20 protein-coding genes are annotated in these 17679 nt (G+C 63.0%); 11 read left to right on the top strand and 9 right to left on the bottom strand.

Annotation, left to right across the window (positions count from 1 at the left end; all coding sequences use genetic code 11):
- Window positions 1-86: 86 nt before the first annotated feature.
- Together K1X71_04660 and K1X71_04655 are read left to right on the top strand one after the other, a co-directional pair.
- Window positions 87-1277 carry an aminotransferase class V-fold PLP-dependent enzyme gene (locus tag K1X71_04660; protein ID MBX7072416.1) on the top strand — a complete coding sequence of 397 codons (1191 nt, stop codon included), beginning with the start codon at window positions 87-89 and terminating at the stop codon, window positions 1275-1277.
- Between the two features lie 63 nt (window positions 1278-1340).
- Complete coding sequence (locus tag K1X71_04655) at window positions 1341-1526, top strand: hypothetical protein (GenBank protein MBX7072415.1); 186 nt, start codon at window positions 1341-1343, stop codon at window positions 1524-1526.
- 19 nt (window positions 1527-1545) lie between these two features.
- On the opposite strand, the gene K1X71_04650 is transcribed toward K1X71_04655, so the two are convergent.
- Window positions 1546-2121: a hypothetical protein gene (locus K1X71_04650; protein MBX7072414.1), complete on the bottom strand. Its 576-nt coding sequence runs from the start codon at window positions 2119-2121 to the stop codon at window positions 1546-1548.
- Window positions 2122-2383: 262 nt separating this feature from the next.
- Between K1X71_04650 and K1X71_04645 the strand changes: the two genes are divergently transcribed.
- A complete protein-coding gene (locus K1X71_04645; protein MBX7072413.1) occupies window positions 2384-3232 on the top strand; it encodes an RNA polymerase sigma factor RpoD/SigA in 849 nt (282 codons plus the stop codon).
- On the opposite strand, the gene K1X71_04640 is transcribed toward K1X71_04645, so the two are convergent.
- The 4 genes from K1X71_04640 to K1X71_04625 all read right to left on the bottom strand — a co-directional run bounded on the left by K1X71_04640 (window position 3225) and on the right by K1X71_04625 (window position 7815).
- Complete coding sequence (locus tag K1X71_04640; protein MBX7072412.1) at window positions 3225-4157, bottom strand: NAD-dependent epimerase/dehydratase family protein; 933 nt, start codon at window positions 4155-4157, stop codon at window positions 3225-3227. The genes K1X71_04645 and K1X71_04640 overlap by 8 nt on opposite strands.
- 21 nt (window positions 4158-4178) lie before the next feature.
- Window positions 4179-5123 carry an NTP transferase domain-containing protein gene (locus tag K1X71_04635; GenBank protein MBX7072411.1) on the bottom strand — a complete coding sequence of 315 codons (945 nt, stop codon included), beginning with the start codon at window positions 5121-5123 and terminating at the stop codon, window positions 4179-4181.
- Between the two features lie 88 nt (window positions 5124-5211).
- Entirely contained in the window at window positions 5212-5970 is a 759-nt protein-coding gene (locus K1X71_04630; GenBank protein MBX7072410.1) for a glycosyltransferase family 2 protein, read from the bottom strand.
- Window positions 5971-5982: 12 nt separating this feature from the next.
- Window positions 5983-7815 (bottom strand): hypothetical protein, encoded by a 1833-nt coding sequence (locus K1X71_04625; GenBank protein ID MBX7072409.1) that lies wholly within the window; start codon window positions 7813-7815, stop codon window positions 5983-5985.
- Between the two features lie 167 nt (window positions 7816-7982).
- Here K1X71_04625 and K1X71_04620 point away from each other — a divergent pair, with 167 nt between their 5' ends.
- The 5 genes from K1X71_04620 to K1X71_04600 all read left to right on the top strand — a co-directional run bounded on the left by K1X71_04620 (window position 7983) and on the right by K1X71_04600 (window position 11962).
- A complete protein-coding gene (locus K1X71_04620; protein ID MBX7072408.1) occupies window positions 7983-8243 on the top strand; it encodes a hypothetical protein in 261 nt (86 codons plus the stop codon).
- 158 nt (window positions 8244-8401) lie between these two features.
- On the top strand, window positions 8402-9376 hold the full coding sequence (locus tag K1X71_04615) for an ABC transporter ATP-binding protein (protein MBX7072407.1): 975 nt from the start codon (window positions 8402-8404) through the stop codon (window positions 9374-9376).
- Window position 9377: 1 nt separating this feature from the next.
- Window positions 9378-10268 carry a hypothetical protein gene (locus K1X71_04610; GenBank protein ID MBX7072406.1) on the top strand — a complete coding sequence of 297 codons (891 nt, stop codon included), beginning with the start codon at window positions 9378-9380 and terminating at the stop codon, window positions 10266-10268.
- Window positions 10269-10283: 15 nt separating this feature from the next.
- Window positions 10284-11201: an ABC transporter ATP-binding protein gene (locus K1X71_04605; GenBank protein MBX7072405.1), complete on the top strand. Its 918-nt coding sequence runs from the start codon at window positions 10284-10286 to the stop codon at window positions 11199-11201.
- The gene (locus tag K1X71_04600) at window positions 11198-11962 is read left to right on the top strand and encodes an ABC transporter permease (GenBank protein MBX7072404.1); all 765 of its coding nucleotides are present in this window, start codon (window positions 11198-11200) and stop codon (window positions 11960-11962) included. Before K1X71_04605 ends, K1X71_04600 begins: the two co-directional genes overlap by 4 nt.
- On the opposite strand, the gene K1X71_04595 is transcribed toward K1X71_04600, so the two are convergent.
- The 3 genes from K1X71_04595 to K1X71_04585 all read right to left on the bottom strand — a co-directional run bounded on the left by K1X71_04595 (window position 11954) and on the right by K1X71_04585 (window position 14083).
- On the bottom strand, window positions 11954-12808 hold the full coding sequence (locus K1X71_04595) for a hypothetical protein (GenBank protein MBX7072403.1): 855 nt from the start codon (window positions 12806-12808) through the stop codon (window positions 11954-11956). The genes K1X71_04600 and K1X71_04595 overlap by 9 nt on opposite strands.
- 88 nt (window positions 12809-12896) lie before the next feature.
- Window positions 12897-13538: a VTT domain-containing protein gene (locus K1X71_04590; protein MBX7072402.1), complete on the bottom strand. Its 642-nt coding sequence runs from the start codon at window positions 13536-13538 to the stop codon at window positions 12897-12899.
- A gap of 32 nt (window positions 13539-13570) precedes the next feature.
- Window positions 13571-14083, bottom strand: coding sequence for a DUF1569 domain-containing protein (locus K1X71_04585; protein ID MBX7072401.1), 513 nt, complete (start codon window positions 14081-14083; stop codon window positions 13571-13573).
- Between the two features lie 265 nt (window positions 14084-14348).
- Between K1X71_04585 and K1X71_04580 the strand changes: the two genes are divergently transcribed.
- From K1X71_04580 to K1X71_04570, 3 genes are all read left to right on the top strand, one after another.
- Entirely contained in the window at window positions 14349-14996 is a 648-nt protein-coding gene (locus K1X71_04580; protein ID MBX7072400.1) for a hypothetical protein, read from the top strand.
- Window positions 14993-15577, top strand: coding sequence for a hypothetical protein (locus K1X71_04575; protein MBX7072399.1), 585 nt, complete (start codon window positions 14993-14995; stop codon window positions 15575-15577). Before K1X71_04580 ends, K1X71_04575 begins: the two co-directional genes overlap by 4 nt.
- A 76-nt stretch (window positions 15578-15653) precedes the next feature.
- Window positions 15654-17042 carry an NAD(P)-binding domain-containing protein gene (locus K1X71_04570; protein ID MBX7072398.1) on the top strand — a complete coding sequence of 463 codons (1389 nt, stop codon included), beginning with the start codon at window positions 15654-15656 and terminating at the stop codon, window positions 17040-17042.
- Here the strand turns inward: K1X71_04570 and K1X71_04565 are convergent.
- Window positions 17039-17623 carry a GNAT family N-acetyltransferase gene (locus K1X71_04565; protein ID MBX7072397.1) on the bottom strand — a complete coding sequence of 195 codons (585 nt, stop codon included), beginning with the start codon at window positions 17621-17623 and terminating at the stop codon, window positions 17039-17041. The two genes, K1X71_04570 and K1X71_04565, sit on opposite strands and share 4 nt — an antisense overlap.
- Between the last annotated feature and the right edge of the window lie 56 nt (window positions 17624-17679).

Here is a 17679-nt window from a genome sequence, read left to right as displayed (position 1 = left end):
TTTGTACAAAAAATTGCGTTGAGCCCGCGCGTCAATTGTCGTACTGTACGTATGTATCAAAATCGCATTCTCAGAGCGCCCCGGTGATCGACCTGCCGATCTACATGGACAACCACGCCACCACGCGGGTCGACCCCAAAGTGGTCGCGGCCATGGCGCCCTATTGGAGCGAGATCTACGGCAACGCCGGCAGCACCAGTCATAGCTTTGGCCATCAAGCGCACGAGGCGGTCGAGACGGCGCGCGCCCAGATCGCCCAAACCATCGGCGCCAGCGAGCGCGAAATCGTCTTCACCAGCGGCGCTACCGAAAGCAACAACCTGGCCATTCGCGGCGTGGCCGAGCGCCGCCGCCGACGCGGCAGCCATTTGGTGAGCGTGACCACCGAGCACCGCGCGGTGCTCGATCCGCTCGAAAAGCTCAGTCGCCGCGGCTACGAGGTCACGCTTCTACAGCCTCAGCAGATGGGCAGTCCTCGCTGCGGCTGGCTCGATCCGCAGCAAGTGGCCGATGCCTTGCGCGACGACACCTGTCTCGTCTCCGTCATGCTCGCCAACAACGAGATTGGCGTCATTCAACCGCTGGCCGAGATCGGCCGGCACTGCCGCGAGCGCGGCGTGCTGCTCCACTGCGATGCCACCCAGGCGGTTGGCAAGCTGCCGGTCGATGTCGATCGGCTGCAAGTCGACCTGTTGAGCTTCACCGCCCACAAGATTTATGGTCCCAAAGGGATCGGCGCGCTCTACGTGCGCCGCCGCGCCCCCAGCGTTCGGCTGCAACCGTTGGTCGATGGCGGTGGCCAGGAATGGGGTTTTCGCAGCGGCACGCTCAATGTCCCCGGCATCGTCGGCTTCGCCGCCGCGCTAGGATTGTGCCTGGAAAACCTTGCCGCCGAGTCTGCCCGACTCGCCAGCTTGCGCGATCGGCTGGCCCATGGGCTGATGACCGCGCTCGAAGGGGTGGCCGTGAATGGCCCCGCGCTCGACCAACCAGGTCTCCGCCTCGCCGGCAATCTCAATCTCAGCTTCGCCTACGTCGATGGCGAGGCCTTGATGATGAACATGCGCGATCTGGCCGTCAGTTCCGGCAGCGCCTGCACCTCGGCCAATCCCGAACCGAGCCACGTCTTGCGGGCGATTGGCCTGTCCGATGATCTCACCCGCGCCAGTCTCCGCTTTGGCTTGGGGCGGTTCAATACCGAGGAAGAAGTCGACTTTGCCATCGAAAACACGGCCCATACCGTCCGCCGGTTGCGCGCCCTCAGCAGCATGAGCTAGTTTACGACGGCAGCGCTCCGCGCCGCCCAGCAAGCCTACACCAACAACCAGGATCCGATTCCGATGAATCAACCCCACCACGGCCATCAACAAAAACCACGCCGCGCTCCGCACAAAGACTGGCGCGTGTGGGCCATCGTTGTGCTCATGCTCGCCGGCATGGCCATGTATGTCTTGTCGCTCGACGAACAGATCGTCCCCGAGACGGGCGAAACCGGCGAGCGCATGCCCGCCGCCGCCGGACCGTAAACGGCAATCGGCGCCGCGCTCAATCGTCGAACACGCGCAGGCCGGGTATCGCCGTTTCCAACTGGCGGATGCCGCTTTCGGTCACCTGCGGGCAGCGCAGATCAAGCCGCTTCAGTTGTTTGACCTGCGCCAAATGCGCCAAGCCGACGCAAGTGATTAGGTCGCTTTCCAAACACAGGCTATTCAAGTAGGAGAAATCGGTCAGATGCTGAGCGAGTTTGGCAAGTTGCGCGTCGGTCAGGCCCGTCTCAATGTGCTGCAAACCGGCCTCGCTCCGCATGCCCACGGCCCCATCGGAATGCACCGAGATGCGCGTCACCCGCACCAACAGCGGATGTCGGGGCAGCCACTGTTTGACGAGCGGCGGGCCAATCAAATCGCGCTCCACCACAAGCCTAACGCCTCCCGGCAGGTGCGAGGTTAGTTCGCTCATTGCCTGTTCCTCAATCTGTTTCGAGCGCACAAAACTTGCATAGAAGGCAAAGATCATTGCCGTCAGCGTGACCAGCACCAAGAGCCCGCGCAGGCTCCAACGCGGCAATCGCCACCGCGCCGGTCGCCGATCGACCAACGCATTGTGGATTGCGGTATCCATTTCGATTGGCTCCCAGCCAGTCGCCGCTGCCCAAGCGCGGCGCGATCGGCACAACCGGCGCCATTTATGGCTCAAATCGTACCACGCGGCCCGGTCGCCGGTCGTTGTCGGACGGGCCGGTTTCATCGCTATCCCCCGAACACGACTCACATTCCGTTCACGGCGACTCGCCGTGCGGCCTGTGCAGAAACGCGCGCGAGCCCGTCGATGTGAATGCTGGCATTGATAGCACCTACAGACTGGCGCCGCCCAACGAAATTATATGAGCAAGACCCGTCGCAAAGCATCGCTGGCGGTCCAATCACCGCTCGAAACCTATCTCCGCGAAATCAACGAGACGGCCCTGCTCACCGCCGAGTTGGAGCAGCAACTCGCAGTCCGGATTGGCGAGGGAGACACCGCCGCTCGCGACCAGATGGTCCGCGCTAATCTGCGGCTGGTGGTCAACATCGCCCGCGGCTACAGCGGCAAGGGGCTGGCCCTGCAAGACCTGATCGAAGAGGGCAACCTCGGCCTGCTGCGCGCGGTCGAAGGGTTCGACCCCGCCATGGGCACCCGCTTCAGCACCTACGCCAGCTATTGGATCAAGCAGTCGATCAAGCGGGCGCTCATCAACACCGCCAAGACCATTCGCATTCCGGCCTACATGGTCGAACTGCTCTCCAAGTGGCGCCGCGCCTCAAGTCGCCTGACCGAAGAACTGGGCCGCACCCCCACCCCGGAAGAAGTCGCCCGCGTCCTCGGCCTGCCGCGCAACAAACTGCCGATCATCAAGAAGGCGATTCGCATTTACAACTCCACCCCTCAAACCGATCAGGCCGAGGCGGGCTGGTCGCTCGGCGAGATGGTGATGGACGAGCGCGCCAAGAATCCCGAAGACGAGCTGGTCGAAAGCGACGCGCTGCATCAGGTGCTCGGCATGCTGGAGACGATGGACTCTCGCGAGGCGACCGTGCTCCGCATGCGGTTTGGCCTGCACGATCAACAGGCGCACACGCTCAAGGAAATTGGCGAGTCGCTTGGCCTCACCCGCGAGCGCGTCCGTCAAATCGAAACCGAGGCGCTCAACAAGCTGCACGCCTCGCTGCACGGCCCGCACGACTTCAACTAATCGGTTGCGCGCGGATCGAGTCGATCACCTCATCGAGTCGATCTTCCAGCCGATAGCGCGGCGCATAGCCCAATAGCTTCTTCGCCCGCGCGATGTCCGCCACGCTATAGCGCAGTTCGGTCACGTCGCGCTCGGCGTGATCAAAGCGGCCTCGGCCGAGTCGCGTGCGGATCAGCTCCGCCAATTCGCTGACGCTGGTTCCGATCCCCGTGCCGATATTCATGGTCGCTCCGGCGGCGTGCCGCGCGTCGGCCGCCAACAGCAGCGCCTGCGTCACATCGGTCACATGGGTAAAGTCGCGCCGCTGCTGGCCATCGCCAAAAATCACGCAAGACTCGCCTTGCAGAATCCGCGTGATGAAGATCGTGGCCACGCCCACATACGGCGTATAACCCTGCCCGGCGCCATAGGTGTTGAACAAGCGCAGCACGACCGGCTCCAGGCCCAACCGTGGCGCCATCATCCGCACATACTCTTCGGCCGCCATCTTGCCCACCCCATACGGGCTCAGCGGCGCCAATTTGTGTCCTTCGTCAACCAAGACTTCGGGCAGGCCATCGGCGTACACCGCCATGCTGCTGGTGAACACGAATCGCCGCACCCCTGCCGCGCCCGCCGCCGCCAACAAGCGCAGCGTGCCGAGCAGGTTCACCTCGGCGTCATCGACGAATGTCGCCACCGAATGGCGAATCGAAACGCGCGCCGCCAGGTGAAACACCGTGTCGACCGCTTCGCACGCGCGTCGGCAAGCGTCGCTGTTGCGGATGTCCCCTATGGTCAACTCCGCTCGCGGATCGACCTTTTCGCGCCGGCCCACCGATAGATCATCGAGCACGCGGGTTTGCCAGCCCTCGTCGGATAGCGCCGTCGCGAGGTGGCTGCCAATAAACCCCGCCCCCCCTGTGACTAAAGCTCGGCGATTCATGTTGGCGCCAACTCCTCCGGCTTACACCGTCGCTACGCCTTGCGTGGTCACAATCGCCCGCGTTAGCTCCACTCCGGCCGGCACGGTCGCCTCGCCAAACACTAGAGTTTCGCGCAGCCGCGCGCCCGCGCCAATGGTCGCGCCATGGCCGATCACGCACGAGTCGAGCGCGGCCGACGACTCGACCATCGAGCCGGGCTCGATGTGGTTCGCTTGGCGCCGTTCCGCCAGCGCGGCCAGGTTCACCGCCAAGAGGTCGCGCGGAAAAGTCAGGTTGATGTCGGCGTCAATGCAGGTGGCCGCCCCCACGCGGTGCCCATCGTCGATCATGATCTGGATGCTATCGGTGATTTCGTACTCGTCGCGCATTGCGGTGCGCGGCGTGCGGCGCACGGCGTCAAACACCACGGGCGTGAACAAGTAAACTCCCACCCCTTTGAGGTTGGTCATCGGATAGCGCGGCTTTTCCACGACTCGCTTCACGAGCCCTTCCGCGTTCTCGACGATGCAAAAATTTCGCCGTAGCGCTTCCTTGTTCTCCTCGTGGATCGCCGCCAATGCCGCGTCAAGCTGACTCTCGCGCCAGCGGCGCAACATCGCGTCGATGCGCGGCGCCCGCAGATAGATGTCGCCCAGCATCAGCAAGAACGGCTGATCGATTAGCGGCTCCAAACAGCCCACGCAATGCGCGATGCCGAGTGTCTCTTGCTGCTCCACATAGTGGATCGCCACGCCAGGGTTGGGCAGCCGCTCGATCTCGCGCACCACCTCAAATCCGCGATGCCCCACCACAATGTGCGCCGAGCGAATGCCCAGCCCCGCCATCAACTCCAATTGGTGGTACAAGATCGGCTTGCCCAAGACCGGCAACACGCACTTAGGCAGGTTCGACGGAAGCTGCGCCATGCGGCTTCCCTTGCCGGCGGCCAGAATCACTCCGGTCAATTCTGCGTGTTCAGCCGACATGCGATGCCATTGCCAAAAGGGGCGCGTTGCTCACTTGTACTAACACTATCCGCCCCCCGCGCAGCCCGCCAGCTTGACGACCCAGGTTCTAAAACTCGCGCAAGATGCCGCGCCGGAACAATCGGCGCCGCCTGTGCAGGTAGAGCAAAAACCGCATCATCCGCCAGCCGGTCCGCCACACCTTGAGCTTGCTCTCCCCCGCCGCCCGTTCGCGATGCCGCACCGGGCATTCCACGCAGCGCGCGCCGGTCGCTTCGAGCTTGATGCACATCTCCGTTGGCAGCGGAAACCCGCTCGCCTCCAAGCGCAGCGACTGCAATAGCTCGCGCCGCACCACCTTCAGCGCGCAATTGGTGTCGCGCAGCCGCGTGTCAAACAAGAATCGCACAATCCGGTTCAAGGCGCGATCCGCGATCACGCGCAGCGGCGTATCGCGCTTCTGCACCCGATAACCGACCGCCGCGTCGCATCCGCCCGCCTCGATCGCGCGCAAGAATGTTGGTATGTCGGCCGGATCAAATTGCCCATCGGAATCGATGGTGGCGATGTATTTCCCTCGGCACGCCGCAATCGCGCTGGTCAGCGCGTGCCCATAGCCGTGATTGGTGGCGCCCCCCACTACTCGCAGTCCCGGTACATCTCGCGACAACTCCGCCAGGACTTGTCCAGTGCGATCCGTGCTGCCGTCGTTGCAAATCACGAACTCGGCCGCGATGCCAGCCGCGGCCATCGCCGCGTGCCACTCGCGAACCACATCGGCGATGCCGGCCTCTTCGTTGTAGGCCGGCGCCGCCAATGAAATCTTAGGCGCGATCTTAGGCGCGGTGCTCTGTACCGACTGCGACAAGCGTTTCCCCCTTCAATCGTTATCGACTCTCTGCGCCCCGCGTGACTCGGCCGCCAACTGCCTCAAGAGCGCGGCCCAGCCTCGCGCCTCGGGCGCGTCGAGCATGTCCAACTCTTGGGCCAGCGACAACCATTCGGCGCTAATTGGCGCCAGCTCGGCCGTGACCTGCAGGTTCGCTAGCGGCGCCGCGAACCCCCAGGCGACAAGCTGATCGCTAGGGTAGCGAATTGCTCCATGCGTGAACCAGAACTTCGGTAGGCGAATCACCTTCTTCTCTTGCACGGCGTAACGCGATAGCCACGCCATCGCGCGAAAATCGGGCGCCGCCTGCTCCCAAAGGTTCGCCCAATCGGTTGCGTGCGGCACGGACGTCTCGCGCAGTACCGCAATCGCAGGATGAATCACCGCCGCCGAGTCCGCTGGCACAATTCGCGCGTCATAGGTATGCCCACGGTCGCAGGCGGCGGCAAACATCGATGTCGTCCATAAAAGATGGCTTGGGTTCGCCAACAGCACCGGCAAGTCGGGTATCGGCGCCCGCGCTGCCGCTGCGCGATGGTCCAGTCCGCGCAGTAGCCGGCGCTGCGCTTCCAGCGCCAGCGTCGTCGATCGACCCACTAGCTCAAATTGCGCGCGCGTCTCGCGGGCGACCCCACGCTGATGCCACGCGAATAGCGAGATCACCACCACGGCTGCCAGCGGCCAAGCGCTGGCGGGCGCCACGCGCCCCTTTCGTACGCCAAAATCGAAAATCGTCGCGGCGGCGACCGCCCACATCAACGTGGGGATATAAAGGTAGCGTCCCGAGCTCAGCGCGCTGTCGAATTCGACAGAGGCGCCCCCAAAATTCACCAACAGCAGGTTGATCGTCACCACGCCGATCAAAAGCAGCAAAAGCCGCCACAGGCCCGCCGACGCGGTGGCCAAAGCCAACGGCAGCGCAATCGCCGCCAGCAATAGTTTGGGGCCCAGCGCTTGGCGCTCGGGCGAAAGCACCTGCCCATAGACGAGCGTAGCCGCGGCCACGCTCGCCTGCCCGACCGTACGGTACGCCACGTCCAGCGGCGCGAACGCTCGCTGCCGCTCTTCGCGCCCCATCTGCGGGATCAAGATCGCCACCTGCACCGCGCCAAAGATCAGATACGGCGCCAGCCACCCCCAGCCAATTCGCCGCCGAGTTTGCCGATTCCACGGCGCGTGTTCCAACCAAAAAAACTGCGCCGGCGCCGCCGGCAACAGCGCCACCATATTGCCCCAACTCAAGAGCGAACAGGCGGTAGCTGTCGCCAGCAGCAGCGTCCAGCGGCCCGCATGCGCGCCGGTGAGCCGAGTCACGCACACCATAGCCGCCAGAAAGAACAAAATCGCCAGCGGAATCATGCCGCACATCAGCCACGAGAGCGGATTGTCCCAGCCGCCGATCGCGGCGCCGGCGAAGACCAGCGCGCCGCACCAGGCAGCGACGGTCGCGGCGCCATACCGCCGCAGCAGCAAAAACAGCAGCGTCGACGAAAGTCCATGCACGATCGACATCACGACGCGGTAGCCGGCGGTGTCGATGCCAAACGCCAGCCATTCGCCAAAGTACAACAGTTTCCACAGCGCCATCGGGTGCGGTCCCTGCGGCGCCAGGACGAAGAACCCCAACGGCCAACGGCCGGTGCGCACCAAGCCAATCTGCACGAAAAAATCAAGGTCATCGAGCGCTACCGGCGCGGCGAGGTACGACCAGCGGGTGAACAGGCCCAACAGGATGGCCGCGACAAGAACGCCCCATGCCCCGCAAGTGGCTGAGCAAATCAGCCGCAAATGACGCGAACTGGCGGGGCGCGGCGCGTCGCTCAACGGCGCCCCCCAACTGTCGGAAAATTACGCAGGATGGCCATGGCGGGTCGATTTTATGAGCCAATGCGCTCGCCTTCAACCGTGGCCAAAATGCCTTGCCGCGCGCATGTCATTTCGGCTAGGGTACTGGCGCAGAACACGGAACGAATTGAGAGGCGAATCCAGCAATGGCAGAACGCAGCAAGTACCAAGAAAAGATCATCCGCAACTATTACAAGAATCAGGACGAAATCCTGCTTCAGCGGCTGGGCGAAAACGTCACCGACCTCTATCTCGCCGAGGGGAAGGGCCGAGCCCGCGTTTGGAAAAACATCGTCGGCGCGCTCGAAAAGCTCAAAGTTCCCAAAACCAGAATTGACCAACTGGTGAAAAAAGACGACGCCGCCTTGCTGGCCGCGCTACTCAAAGAGTTGCTCGACAAGAAATAATCGCCGATTCGCCGCCAATTGCTGGTCCCACGCGCAACTCACGCCGACTGGACCAACTCGGTAGAATAAGGGGCGATCCGGCGCCCCGATGGCGCCGTGCCAGCGCATGCCGAGCCGTTGCCGGCGCGCTCATCGCAGGTCATTCCTTCGGCGCCTCCATGCCGCTTGTCGATATCCAACACGTCAGTCGCAGCTTTGGACCCACCCAAGCGCTCAGCGATGTCACACTGGCCTTGGAGCCGGGAACCATTGGTCTGGTTGGCAACAACGGCGCCGGCAAGTCCACCCTGCTCAAGATCTTGCTGGGATTGCTGGCGCCCGATACCGGCCAGGGAACCATCCTCGGCTGCGACATCACCCGCTCCGGCAGCGCGCTGCGCGGCCGCGTGGGCTACATGCCAGAGGCCGCTGCGCTGGTGCCCGTGCTCAAAGGCGTGGAATATGTCACGCTGGCCGGCGACCTGTATGGCATGAGCCATCGCGACGCCAAGCGCCGCGCCCACGAAGTGCTCAACTACGTCGGCTTGGGAGAGCTGCGCTATCGGCAACTGGAAGAATACTCCACCGGCAACGTGCAGCGACTCAAGCTGGCCGCCGCGCTCGTCCACGATCCGCAATTGCTGCTGCTCGACGAACCCACCAACGGGCTCGACCCCGCCGGCCGCGTGGCCATGTTGCGGCTGATCGAAGACCTGATCGCCGAGACCGGCAAAAGTCTCATCCTCTGCACGCACCTGTTGGGAGACATCGAACGGCTCTGCGAACAAATCGTAGTGCTCGATCGTGGTCGCGTAATGCGCTCCGGCCGTATGGAAGAGTTGCGCGGCGTCGCCACCGATCGCTACGAAGTCGCCTGGCAGGAAACCGCCAGTTCGCGCAGCTTTCGCGCCGCGTTAGAACGCGCCGGCGCGCGGGTCGCCGCCAATGGGTCCGACCTCGAATCCGTGGTGACGGTGCCGGGCGGCTGGAACACGCGCCGCTTCTTCGAACTGGCTCGCGACTGCCACGTGGTCCTGACCGATCTCCGGCCGGAAGAAGAAGACCTGTCCAGAATCTTCTTTCGCGTGACCGACGCCGCCCACGGCACGTCGCAACTCGCCTCCAACTCAAATCGCGGAACGGCAAACCAGTAGCATGGGCATCGACAACGCGCACTATCATGGCTGGCACGGCCAGCTTCACTCTCCCTGGTTAGCCTGCGGCGCCATCGTGCGCGTGGGGCTGCTGCAAGTGTTTCGTCGCCGCGCCTATTGGGTCGTCATCGGTCTGGGGCTGCTCAATTTCCTCCTCTTTTGGTCGGTCATTTACGCTGTCACGCAGTTTCAAATCCCGCAGCGAGCGCAAGAGAACTTGCTGCGCGGTTTCGGCTTTAGCGCCAATCCTACCGACGCCTCGGAGAACGGCTACATCGAGTTCATGCAGCGGCAAAGCATCGTGGTGATGATCTTGCTCGCCTTCTCCGGCAGCCTGCTTGTCGGCGCTGATTTTCGCTTCAACTCCATGCCGTTCTATCTTTCGCGGCGCATCGACCGTCGGCACTATATTGTCGGCAAGCTGTTGGCGATCAGCGCCGTGGTGTCGCTGATGACCACCATTCCGGCGCTGGCGCTGTTCGTCGAGTACGGCATGTTCACCAGTTCGCTCGACTACTTTCGCGACAACTGGCGAGTGCCGGTAAGCGTAATCACCTATGGCGTCGTGCTCTGCGTGGTGCTTTCGATTCTGCTCGTCACGCTCTCGGCCTACCTCCAGCGCATGGCGCCAATCGCCATCACCTGGTCGAGCCTGTTTGTCATGTTGGCCACCATGGCCAATCAACTGATCGACGCCACCGGCAATCAATACTGGGGGCTGCTCGATCCGTGGCGCAACATTCGTTATGTCGGCAAGTTGTGCTTTGGCGCCTACGCCGGCACAGAAGAACTCAACCGCGAATTATGGGCGCTCGGCATCCTGGCCGTGGCCTGCTCCGTGGCGCTAGTGGCCTTGGCGCGCCGCGTGCGCGCCGTCGACATCGTCACCTGATCGGAACGCGCTCGCATGTGGCTCAACTTCGAAAACGTCACCAAGTTCTACGGCGCCGTCATTGGCGTCAACGACATTAGCTGCCGCATCGGTCCCGGTATCACGGGCCTGTTCGGCGCCAATGGCGCCGGCAAATCCACGCTGATGAAGCTGGCCAGCGGCCAACTCCGCCCCAGTCTCGGCGAAGTCCGCATTGGCGACCACCGGTCCTGGTCCACCGCCGCCAAGGCGCATCTTGGCTTCAGCCCCGACATCAACAACTTCTATGAAGAGATGACCGGCCGCGACTTTGTCGAGATGATGGCGCGGCTCTACGGCTTCACCGCCAGCGAGGCGCGCCAGCGCAGCGAAACCGCGCTGGCCGAAACTGGCATGCTCGACCGCGCCAATCGCCGCATCGGCGGTTGCAGCCATGGCATGCGGCAACGCATCAAGCTGGCGCAAGCGCTCGTCCATGACCCGGAAATCCTCTTGCTCGACGAACCCATGACCGGCATCGATCCCGGTGGCCGCCGCGATATCAGCCAACTGCTGACGCAGCTTGCCGAGCGCGGCAAGACCATCCTGGTGTCCAGCCATATCCTCGGCGAGGTCGAACAGCTCACCGATGCGATTATCATGATCGCCCGAGGGCGGATCGTCGCTTCTGGCACGCTGAGCGAAATCCGCAACTTGCTCGAAGATCAGCCATTCGTCGTGCGCATCGTCGCTCGGCCGCCGCGCCGCTTGGCGGCGCTCTTGGTCGAAACCCCCGCCGTCGAGTCGGTCGAGTTACGCGGCGACGCGCTGACGGTGCGCACCCGCCAACCGCTCGGCTTCTTTGCGACAATTGCCGAACTGGTGCTCGAACAAGGCATCGAAGTCGAGCAACTGCAAACGCTCGACGCCGGAGCCGACGCGGTGTTCAACTACCTGGAACAAGGATCGCCATGAAGCTGCTGCGCGCCTGGTCGGCCCTGGTGATGTTGTCCTTCACGCGGCTGCTGTGGTCCAGCAACACGCTGATGGTGATGTTGCCCCTGGCGGGCTGCGCGCTGTTTCTTATTCGGCGACGCTACGACTATCCCGAAATCGACCGCTCGTTCAACGCCTTCAGCACCGAGTTCATGGTCTTTCTGTTTACGTCGTTCGTGGTGCCGATTTGCGCCCTGGCCTACGCCACCACCAGCATCGGCGGCGACCGCGAGGATCGCACGCTCTTGTTTCTCCTGGTGCGCCCCATCCCGCGCCCCTTGGTGCTCTTGGCCAAGCTGGTCGCCACGTTGCCGTTGGTGCTGGGCCTGGTGATCGGCAGCTACTGGCTCTATTGCAAGCTGGCCGGCCAGGTGGGTGAGATGGCCTTCTCCCTCTATTTGTCGCCCGTTTTCTTTATGACGCTGGCCTATGTCGCCTTGTTTCACCTCTTCGCCGTGGCCTTTCGCCATTCGACGATCGTGGCGCTCATCTATTCGCTCTTCATGGAGTTCTTTCTCGGCAACATGCCCGGCCTCATCAAGCGCATTGCGGTCAACTTTTACGCCCGCTCGATGATGTACGACCTCGGCGCCGAGCACGGCATGAGCATGCCCGATCCACAGTGGTTTGTGCCCGTATCGGCGCCGGCGGGCGCTCAAGCCCTGCTGGGCCTGGCCATCGGCGGCCTGCTCTTGGCGATGTGGATCTTCAGCCGCAAAGAATACCTCGATCTAACCTGACGCGCCGCGCCGACCGCCACGTCGCGCCGCCAGCCACACGGTCGGCGCAAGCGCCAACAGTGTCCATGTTGCTGGCTCGGGCACGCTGTTGGTGTTTTGCTCCGCCGCGAAGATGGACGCGATCTTCTCGGAGAATTGCGAGGCGACAAAGCGCAAGCCCGGAAAATCTTGTCCTTGCCGTGCCCACAAATGGATAAAGCCGGGATGAACAATGTCCTCGCTGTACCAACTCTGCCAATCGGGCTGCTGCTGAATGGTCGTTTCCAAATCGACCAGCGACGCGCCAGTCGCCGCCGCAAGCTCGCGCACAAACGGATTGAATTGATCGCGCAGTCTCGCGCCCGCCTCCGCGTAATATGGCTTGTCGGGGTTGTCGAGAATCGGAATATTCGTCGACAGCACAATCCGCTCCGGCGGCAGGACTTGCATTAATTGCGAGACGATCTCGATCATGTTGCTTTCGTACTGCTCAAACTGGTTGCGAAACGCCTCGTTGTCTCCCAGCGTGACCAGCACTACGTCCGCGCCGCCAGCAATCGCGTCCGCAGCGAAGTTATGAGCTCGTGGCGGCGTTGCGTGGGTGTCGGTTTCCTGCCCCAGGTAGATCGATGAAGTGGCTCCGCCCGAAGTGACACGAAAGTACAGCGGCGGCAAACCGACGCGCATCATTTCCTGCGGCATCAGGAAGGCGTAACTATCGGCCTGTGAATCCCCCGTCACCGCGGCGGTCCAATAATCGGCGCGCGCCGGCGGAGCCCAACTACTCGCCAAGACCAGCAGCAACGCCAGGGCCCCGCAGCGCGCAGCACAGCGCGCGCACGCCCAGCGGCGAATCCTTCGATGCATCGATCACCTCGTGCTCGCTTGAGGGTTATCGAATGCCAAGCTGTCCACGAGCGTAGCAGCCATTAGGGGGGAAAGCACGACTTTTGTCTCAATCTTTGGCGAGCGGCCTTGTCCATTGCCACCGCACCAGCGCCGCCGCCGCCAATGGAACCACCACCGAGGCGGCCATCGCCGGAACAACCGCCTCCTGTTCGCGGGCCAACGCGCCAAACACGCTATAAATCGCGGCAATCCCCAGATTCGACAGCGCCACCGCCGGGAAGAACCTTCGCCAAGAGAGTCCCAGCGCCCCCAGCGCCAATACGCTCGCTTCCGCCAAGATCGGAAGCGCGCGCGTGAGCACCAAAAGCCGGGCGCCCAACCGGCGAGCGGCAGTCTCCATCCCCTCCAGATCGGCGCTGCCGGCCGCACGGCCGCCGACCCTTGCCATCGCAAACGCGATGCTTGCGCCTAGGGTCATGCCCAGCCAACTCACGATGGTCGCCGCCACCATGCCCAACTCGGCGCCCGCATAGGTGCTGACAAAGCTCGATGGGATCGGCAGGGCTACGTCCACCGAGAGCAAGCCGATCACCGCGGCGGCGATCAGCCAAGGGGAGTGACGCTGCTGGAGCCAGCTTTCAATTGCTGGCTCCAGATGAGATCCCCACAGCAAGAACGGCGCGATCGGCGCCGCCAGCGCCAACCCGATCACCACCACCAAAAACCAGTTGCCGCGCATAGGCGCCATCGTACGTCATTTGATCGCCATGGTGTGGGCAATCAGCCTGACGATTCGGGCAGCACAAAGCTCATGTGCAGTTCCGCATGCCGCAGTTCCAACTGGTCCCACTCCGCCGGAGTCAGGTTGCCCAGGGCCGGGTGAATCGCGCGTTGCGATTCGCTTTTCCAGCGGCTCGTCACCTTTTGTAAGGCGGCCAGCCCATCGGCCGGGCTGGTCTCGCTCGGTAGCAGCGAAGCTGCCCGCTTGGGCAACTTGAAGCCAGCCGGCATCGGCCCCTGCAAAAATCGCTGCTTCATGAAGGTCCGCAGATACCAGCGCAGCGGCCACGGCGCCATGAAAGCCGCCCCGTCGAGCCCCATTTTGTACGCGTCGGAAATGTGCTTGAGGATCATGCCCAGCGACCAGTTGCCGATCGTGCGATGCGGGCTCTTCGCCAGCCGCTCGGCATCGGCCAGCAAATCGTCGATCGAGTTGTATCGCACTGATCGCCGTCCGCTCGCCTTGGCCGTGTTGACCTTTGACTCGCGGGTTGTGTTTTGCGCCACGGCCATCGTCGGTCTCCTGGTCAAGCGGGATGATGAATTGCGAACGTCAGAGCCACCAGCGCCCGTTATACCCCTGACTTGTCGGCATCCCAAGTGAGTGGCGACGCGGCCCCAAACAGGCAATGTCCCCAATCCGCCTGCCCGGCGCAAGTGATTCTAGATGCCCGTTTTGCGCTGTCTTTTCGCGCGGTCTATAATGAGCGGGTTCCAGCAGCGGCCACAAGCGGCCGCGCAACTCTGGCGGAGAAGCAAAGCAATGAGAATGTGCGCGATGTTCACTTTGGTCTTGTCCCTCTCGTTCGTCGCCGGCGCGCTTGGCGCCGACTACAAAGTCGAGGCCACCAGCGAAGGTCCACCCACAGCCGACCTGGCCGCCGAGATTGCCGCCCAATTGGGCGAATCGGGCGTCAAGATCTCCAAGGGGAGCCGCGCCTATCTCGAGTTCTGGCCGACCAAGGAGTGGTCCACCGCCGAAGGCTTCTCGGCCACGAACGAAATCATCTACCCGCTGGTCCCCGGCAGCCTGGTGGGCGTGGCCCGCTTCAAGTCGAAAGGCGCCGACTTCCGCGATCAGGAGATCAAGACCGGCGTCTATACGGTGCGCTACGGTCGGCAACCGGTTGATGGCAATCATGTCGGCACGGCGCCAACGCGCGATTTCTTCCTGCTGCTCCCCGCGGCCGACGATCAATCCACCGCGCCGCTCGACACCGAGGCGCTTTTCAAGGCCAGCGCCGAGGCCGCCGAGACCACACACCCCGCTATCTTCTATCTACAGCGCGCCCCCGAAGCCGCCAGCGAGCCGGCCCTGGAGCACGATGAGGAAAGCGAATGGTGGACGTTGAGCTTCACGGGCAAGGGAAAAGACGGAACCGACGTCCCCGTGCGGCTGATTGTGGTTGGGCACGGACAAGAATGAGCGCGCTCGCCGCTAGTTGCCGTTTGGAAGCTCACATCCCGCTTTGGCTGGCGTTCGCGGCGGCCACGTCGCTTGCCGCGTCGCTGACTTTCGCCCCTGCGCGCGCAGATGATACCGCCGCCGAGCGACCGCCCGGCGAGCAAACTCAGGCGACCTACAGCACTGAATCGCTGCGCGGAAAGGTCGTCTGGCTGGCCGAGGCGCTTGAGCGCTTGCACGGCATCAAGACCGACGCCGATGCGGCCCAGGCGTATTGCGCCCTGGAAACTGCCGACGGCCGCCTCTATCCGCTCGTTAAAGACGCTCGCGGGCGCGGCTTCTGGCTCGACGAGCGCATTCGCGACATTCCGGTCGAGTTGTTGGTCCGCCGTTTCGATACCGCCCCAGTAGTGCAGGTGATCCGCGTGTACACGCTCAAGGGCGACGGCAAGTACGAACTGGACTACTGGTGCGACATCTGCGCGATCCCGATGTTCGAGCTGAAAGTGTGCGAATGTTGCCAGGGACCGATCCGCATCCGCGAGCAAAAAGTGGCGCCGCCTTTTGACACGGATCCGGCTGTTGGGGCGAAGGCAGAATAGTTTGGCGAAGCGGGCCGGCACTTTGCTAAAGTAAACGCGCTCCTCAGTTCGATTTCCCCGCACGGCAGAGACAGCCATGCCAGCTTATCCTTCGATTGCAATCATCGGCGCCGGCATCAGCGGCGTGTCCATGGCCAAGGCCTTGATCGAGCGCGGCATGCCGTGTGTCCTCTACGAAAAGAGCGATGCGATCGGCGGTAATTGGGTCTTCTGCAACAAGAACGGCATGTCGAGCGCTTACCGCTCGCTGCATATCGATTCGTCGCGCTACTCGTCGGCGTTCGACGATTTCCCCATGCCAGACGACTATCCCGACTTTCCGCATCACACGCAAATCTGCCAATACTTCAACGACTTCGCCGATCACTTCCGCGTGCGTGAGCGGGTGCGGTTCAATACCAGCGTCCAGCGCGCGGAGCGATTGCCCGATGGCCTCTGGCGACTCACGCTCGATGGCGGCGAGTTTGTTCATCATGACGTGTTGATTGTCTGCAACGGCCATCACTGGGATCCACGCTGGCCAGAACCGGCGTTCCCCGGCCAGTTCGACGGAATTCAACTTCACTCGCACGAGTACATCGATTCGTTCACTCCCCACGATCTGCACGGCCGGCGGGTGTTGGTGGTCGGCGTCGGCAATAGCGCCATGGATATCGCCTGCGAATTAGGGCATCGCGGCGTCGCCGCGCGCCTGGTCGTGTCGACTCGCCGTGGCGCCTACATCATCCCCAAGTATCTCTTTGGCCAGCCGGTTGACCGTTTGATTCGCACCAAGCCCTGGCTGCCGCTCTGGCCGCAGCGCCTGCTCGGGTCGCTGATGATTCGTTTGGCGATTGGCCGTATGGATGGCTACGGACTGCCGCAACCCAAACACAAGCTCTGGGCCACCCATCCCACGGTGTCGAGCGAATTTTTGATTCGCGTCGGTTCGGGCGATATTCGCGTGAAGCCCAACATCCAACGACTCGAGGGAGACAAGGTCCGCTTCGAAGATGGCTCCGCCGAGGAGTTCGACGCGATCATCTACGCCACCGGCTACAAGATCACGTTCCCGTTCTTCGACGAGTCGTTCTTGTCGGCGCCAGACAACGTGTTTCCGTTGTTCAAACGGGCGTTTCACCCCGGCCTGCCCAACCTGCTGTTTGTCGGCTTCGCCCAGGCCGTCCCCAGCATCATCAAGTTTGTCGAGATTCAGGCGCCTTGGCTCGCCGCCTATCTGGCGGGCGAATACGCGCTGCCGAGCGAAGCCGAAATGCGCGCCGCGATCGCCGCCGACGACAAGCGGTTCAATGGCGATTTTGTCGGCGTGAAGCGACATACGATGCAGATCGACAACTACCTCTACAAACATGACCTCGACAAAGAATGGAAACGCGGCGCCCGCCGCGCGCGAGAGGCGGGCAATCCGCTGCCGGTGGCGGCCCGGGCGGCTGCCGCCTCTCCCTCGCAACTGACTCCCGCCTAACCCGCCAGGCGCTGTTCCAAGCGTTGCTTCACTTCGGGCCATTCGCTGGCGATCACGCTAAAGTACACGCTATCGCGCAGCCGCTCGCCGGGGCAGATCATGTGACTGCGCAGCGTTCCTTCCCGCACCGCGCCGATCCGCGCCAGCGCCGCCTGCGAGCGCTCGTTCAAGGAGTCGGTCTTGAATTCCACCCGTACGGCGCCCAGTGTTTCAAAAGCGTGTCGCAATTGCAGATACTTGGCCTCGGTGTTGGCCGCCGTCCGTTGCCACGGTGGCGCGACCCAGGTGCCGCCGATTTCCAGCCGGCGGTGCGCCGAGTCGATGTTCAAAAAGCACGTCGCGCCGATCGGGGAATCGGTCGCCTGTTCGATCGTGGCAAAGGCGATCAGCGTGCCGGCCTGCATCGCCGCCTGACACCCGTGCAAATACAGGGTCAGATTCTCGGCCGCTTCGATCTCGTACGGAAACCAGCGGAAAATCCCCTGCTGCGCGCCGATCGCGACCAGCCGTTCGTAATGACTTGGCGACAACGGTTCTAGCCGCACGTGACGACCGATGAGCGTTACGGGACCAACCTGCATGCTGACTCCTTGAATTGTCCATGTCATTGCCACGCCAGGCGCTTGCCTCGCTCCGG

The organism is Pirellulales bacterium (genome assembly GCA_019694455.1).
In the GTDB taxonomy this organism is placed as follows: Bacteria; Planctomycetota; Planctomycetia; order Pirellulales; family JAEUIK01; genus JAIBBY01.
This window is presented reverse-complemented; position numbering and strand designations above follow the sequence as displayed.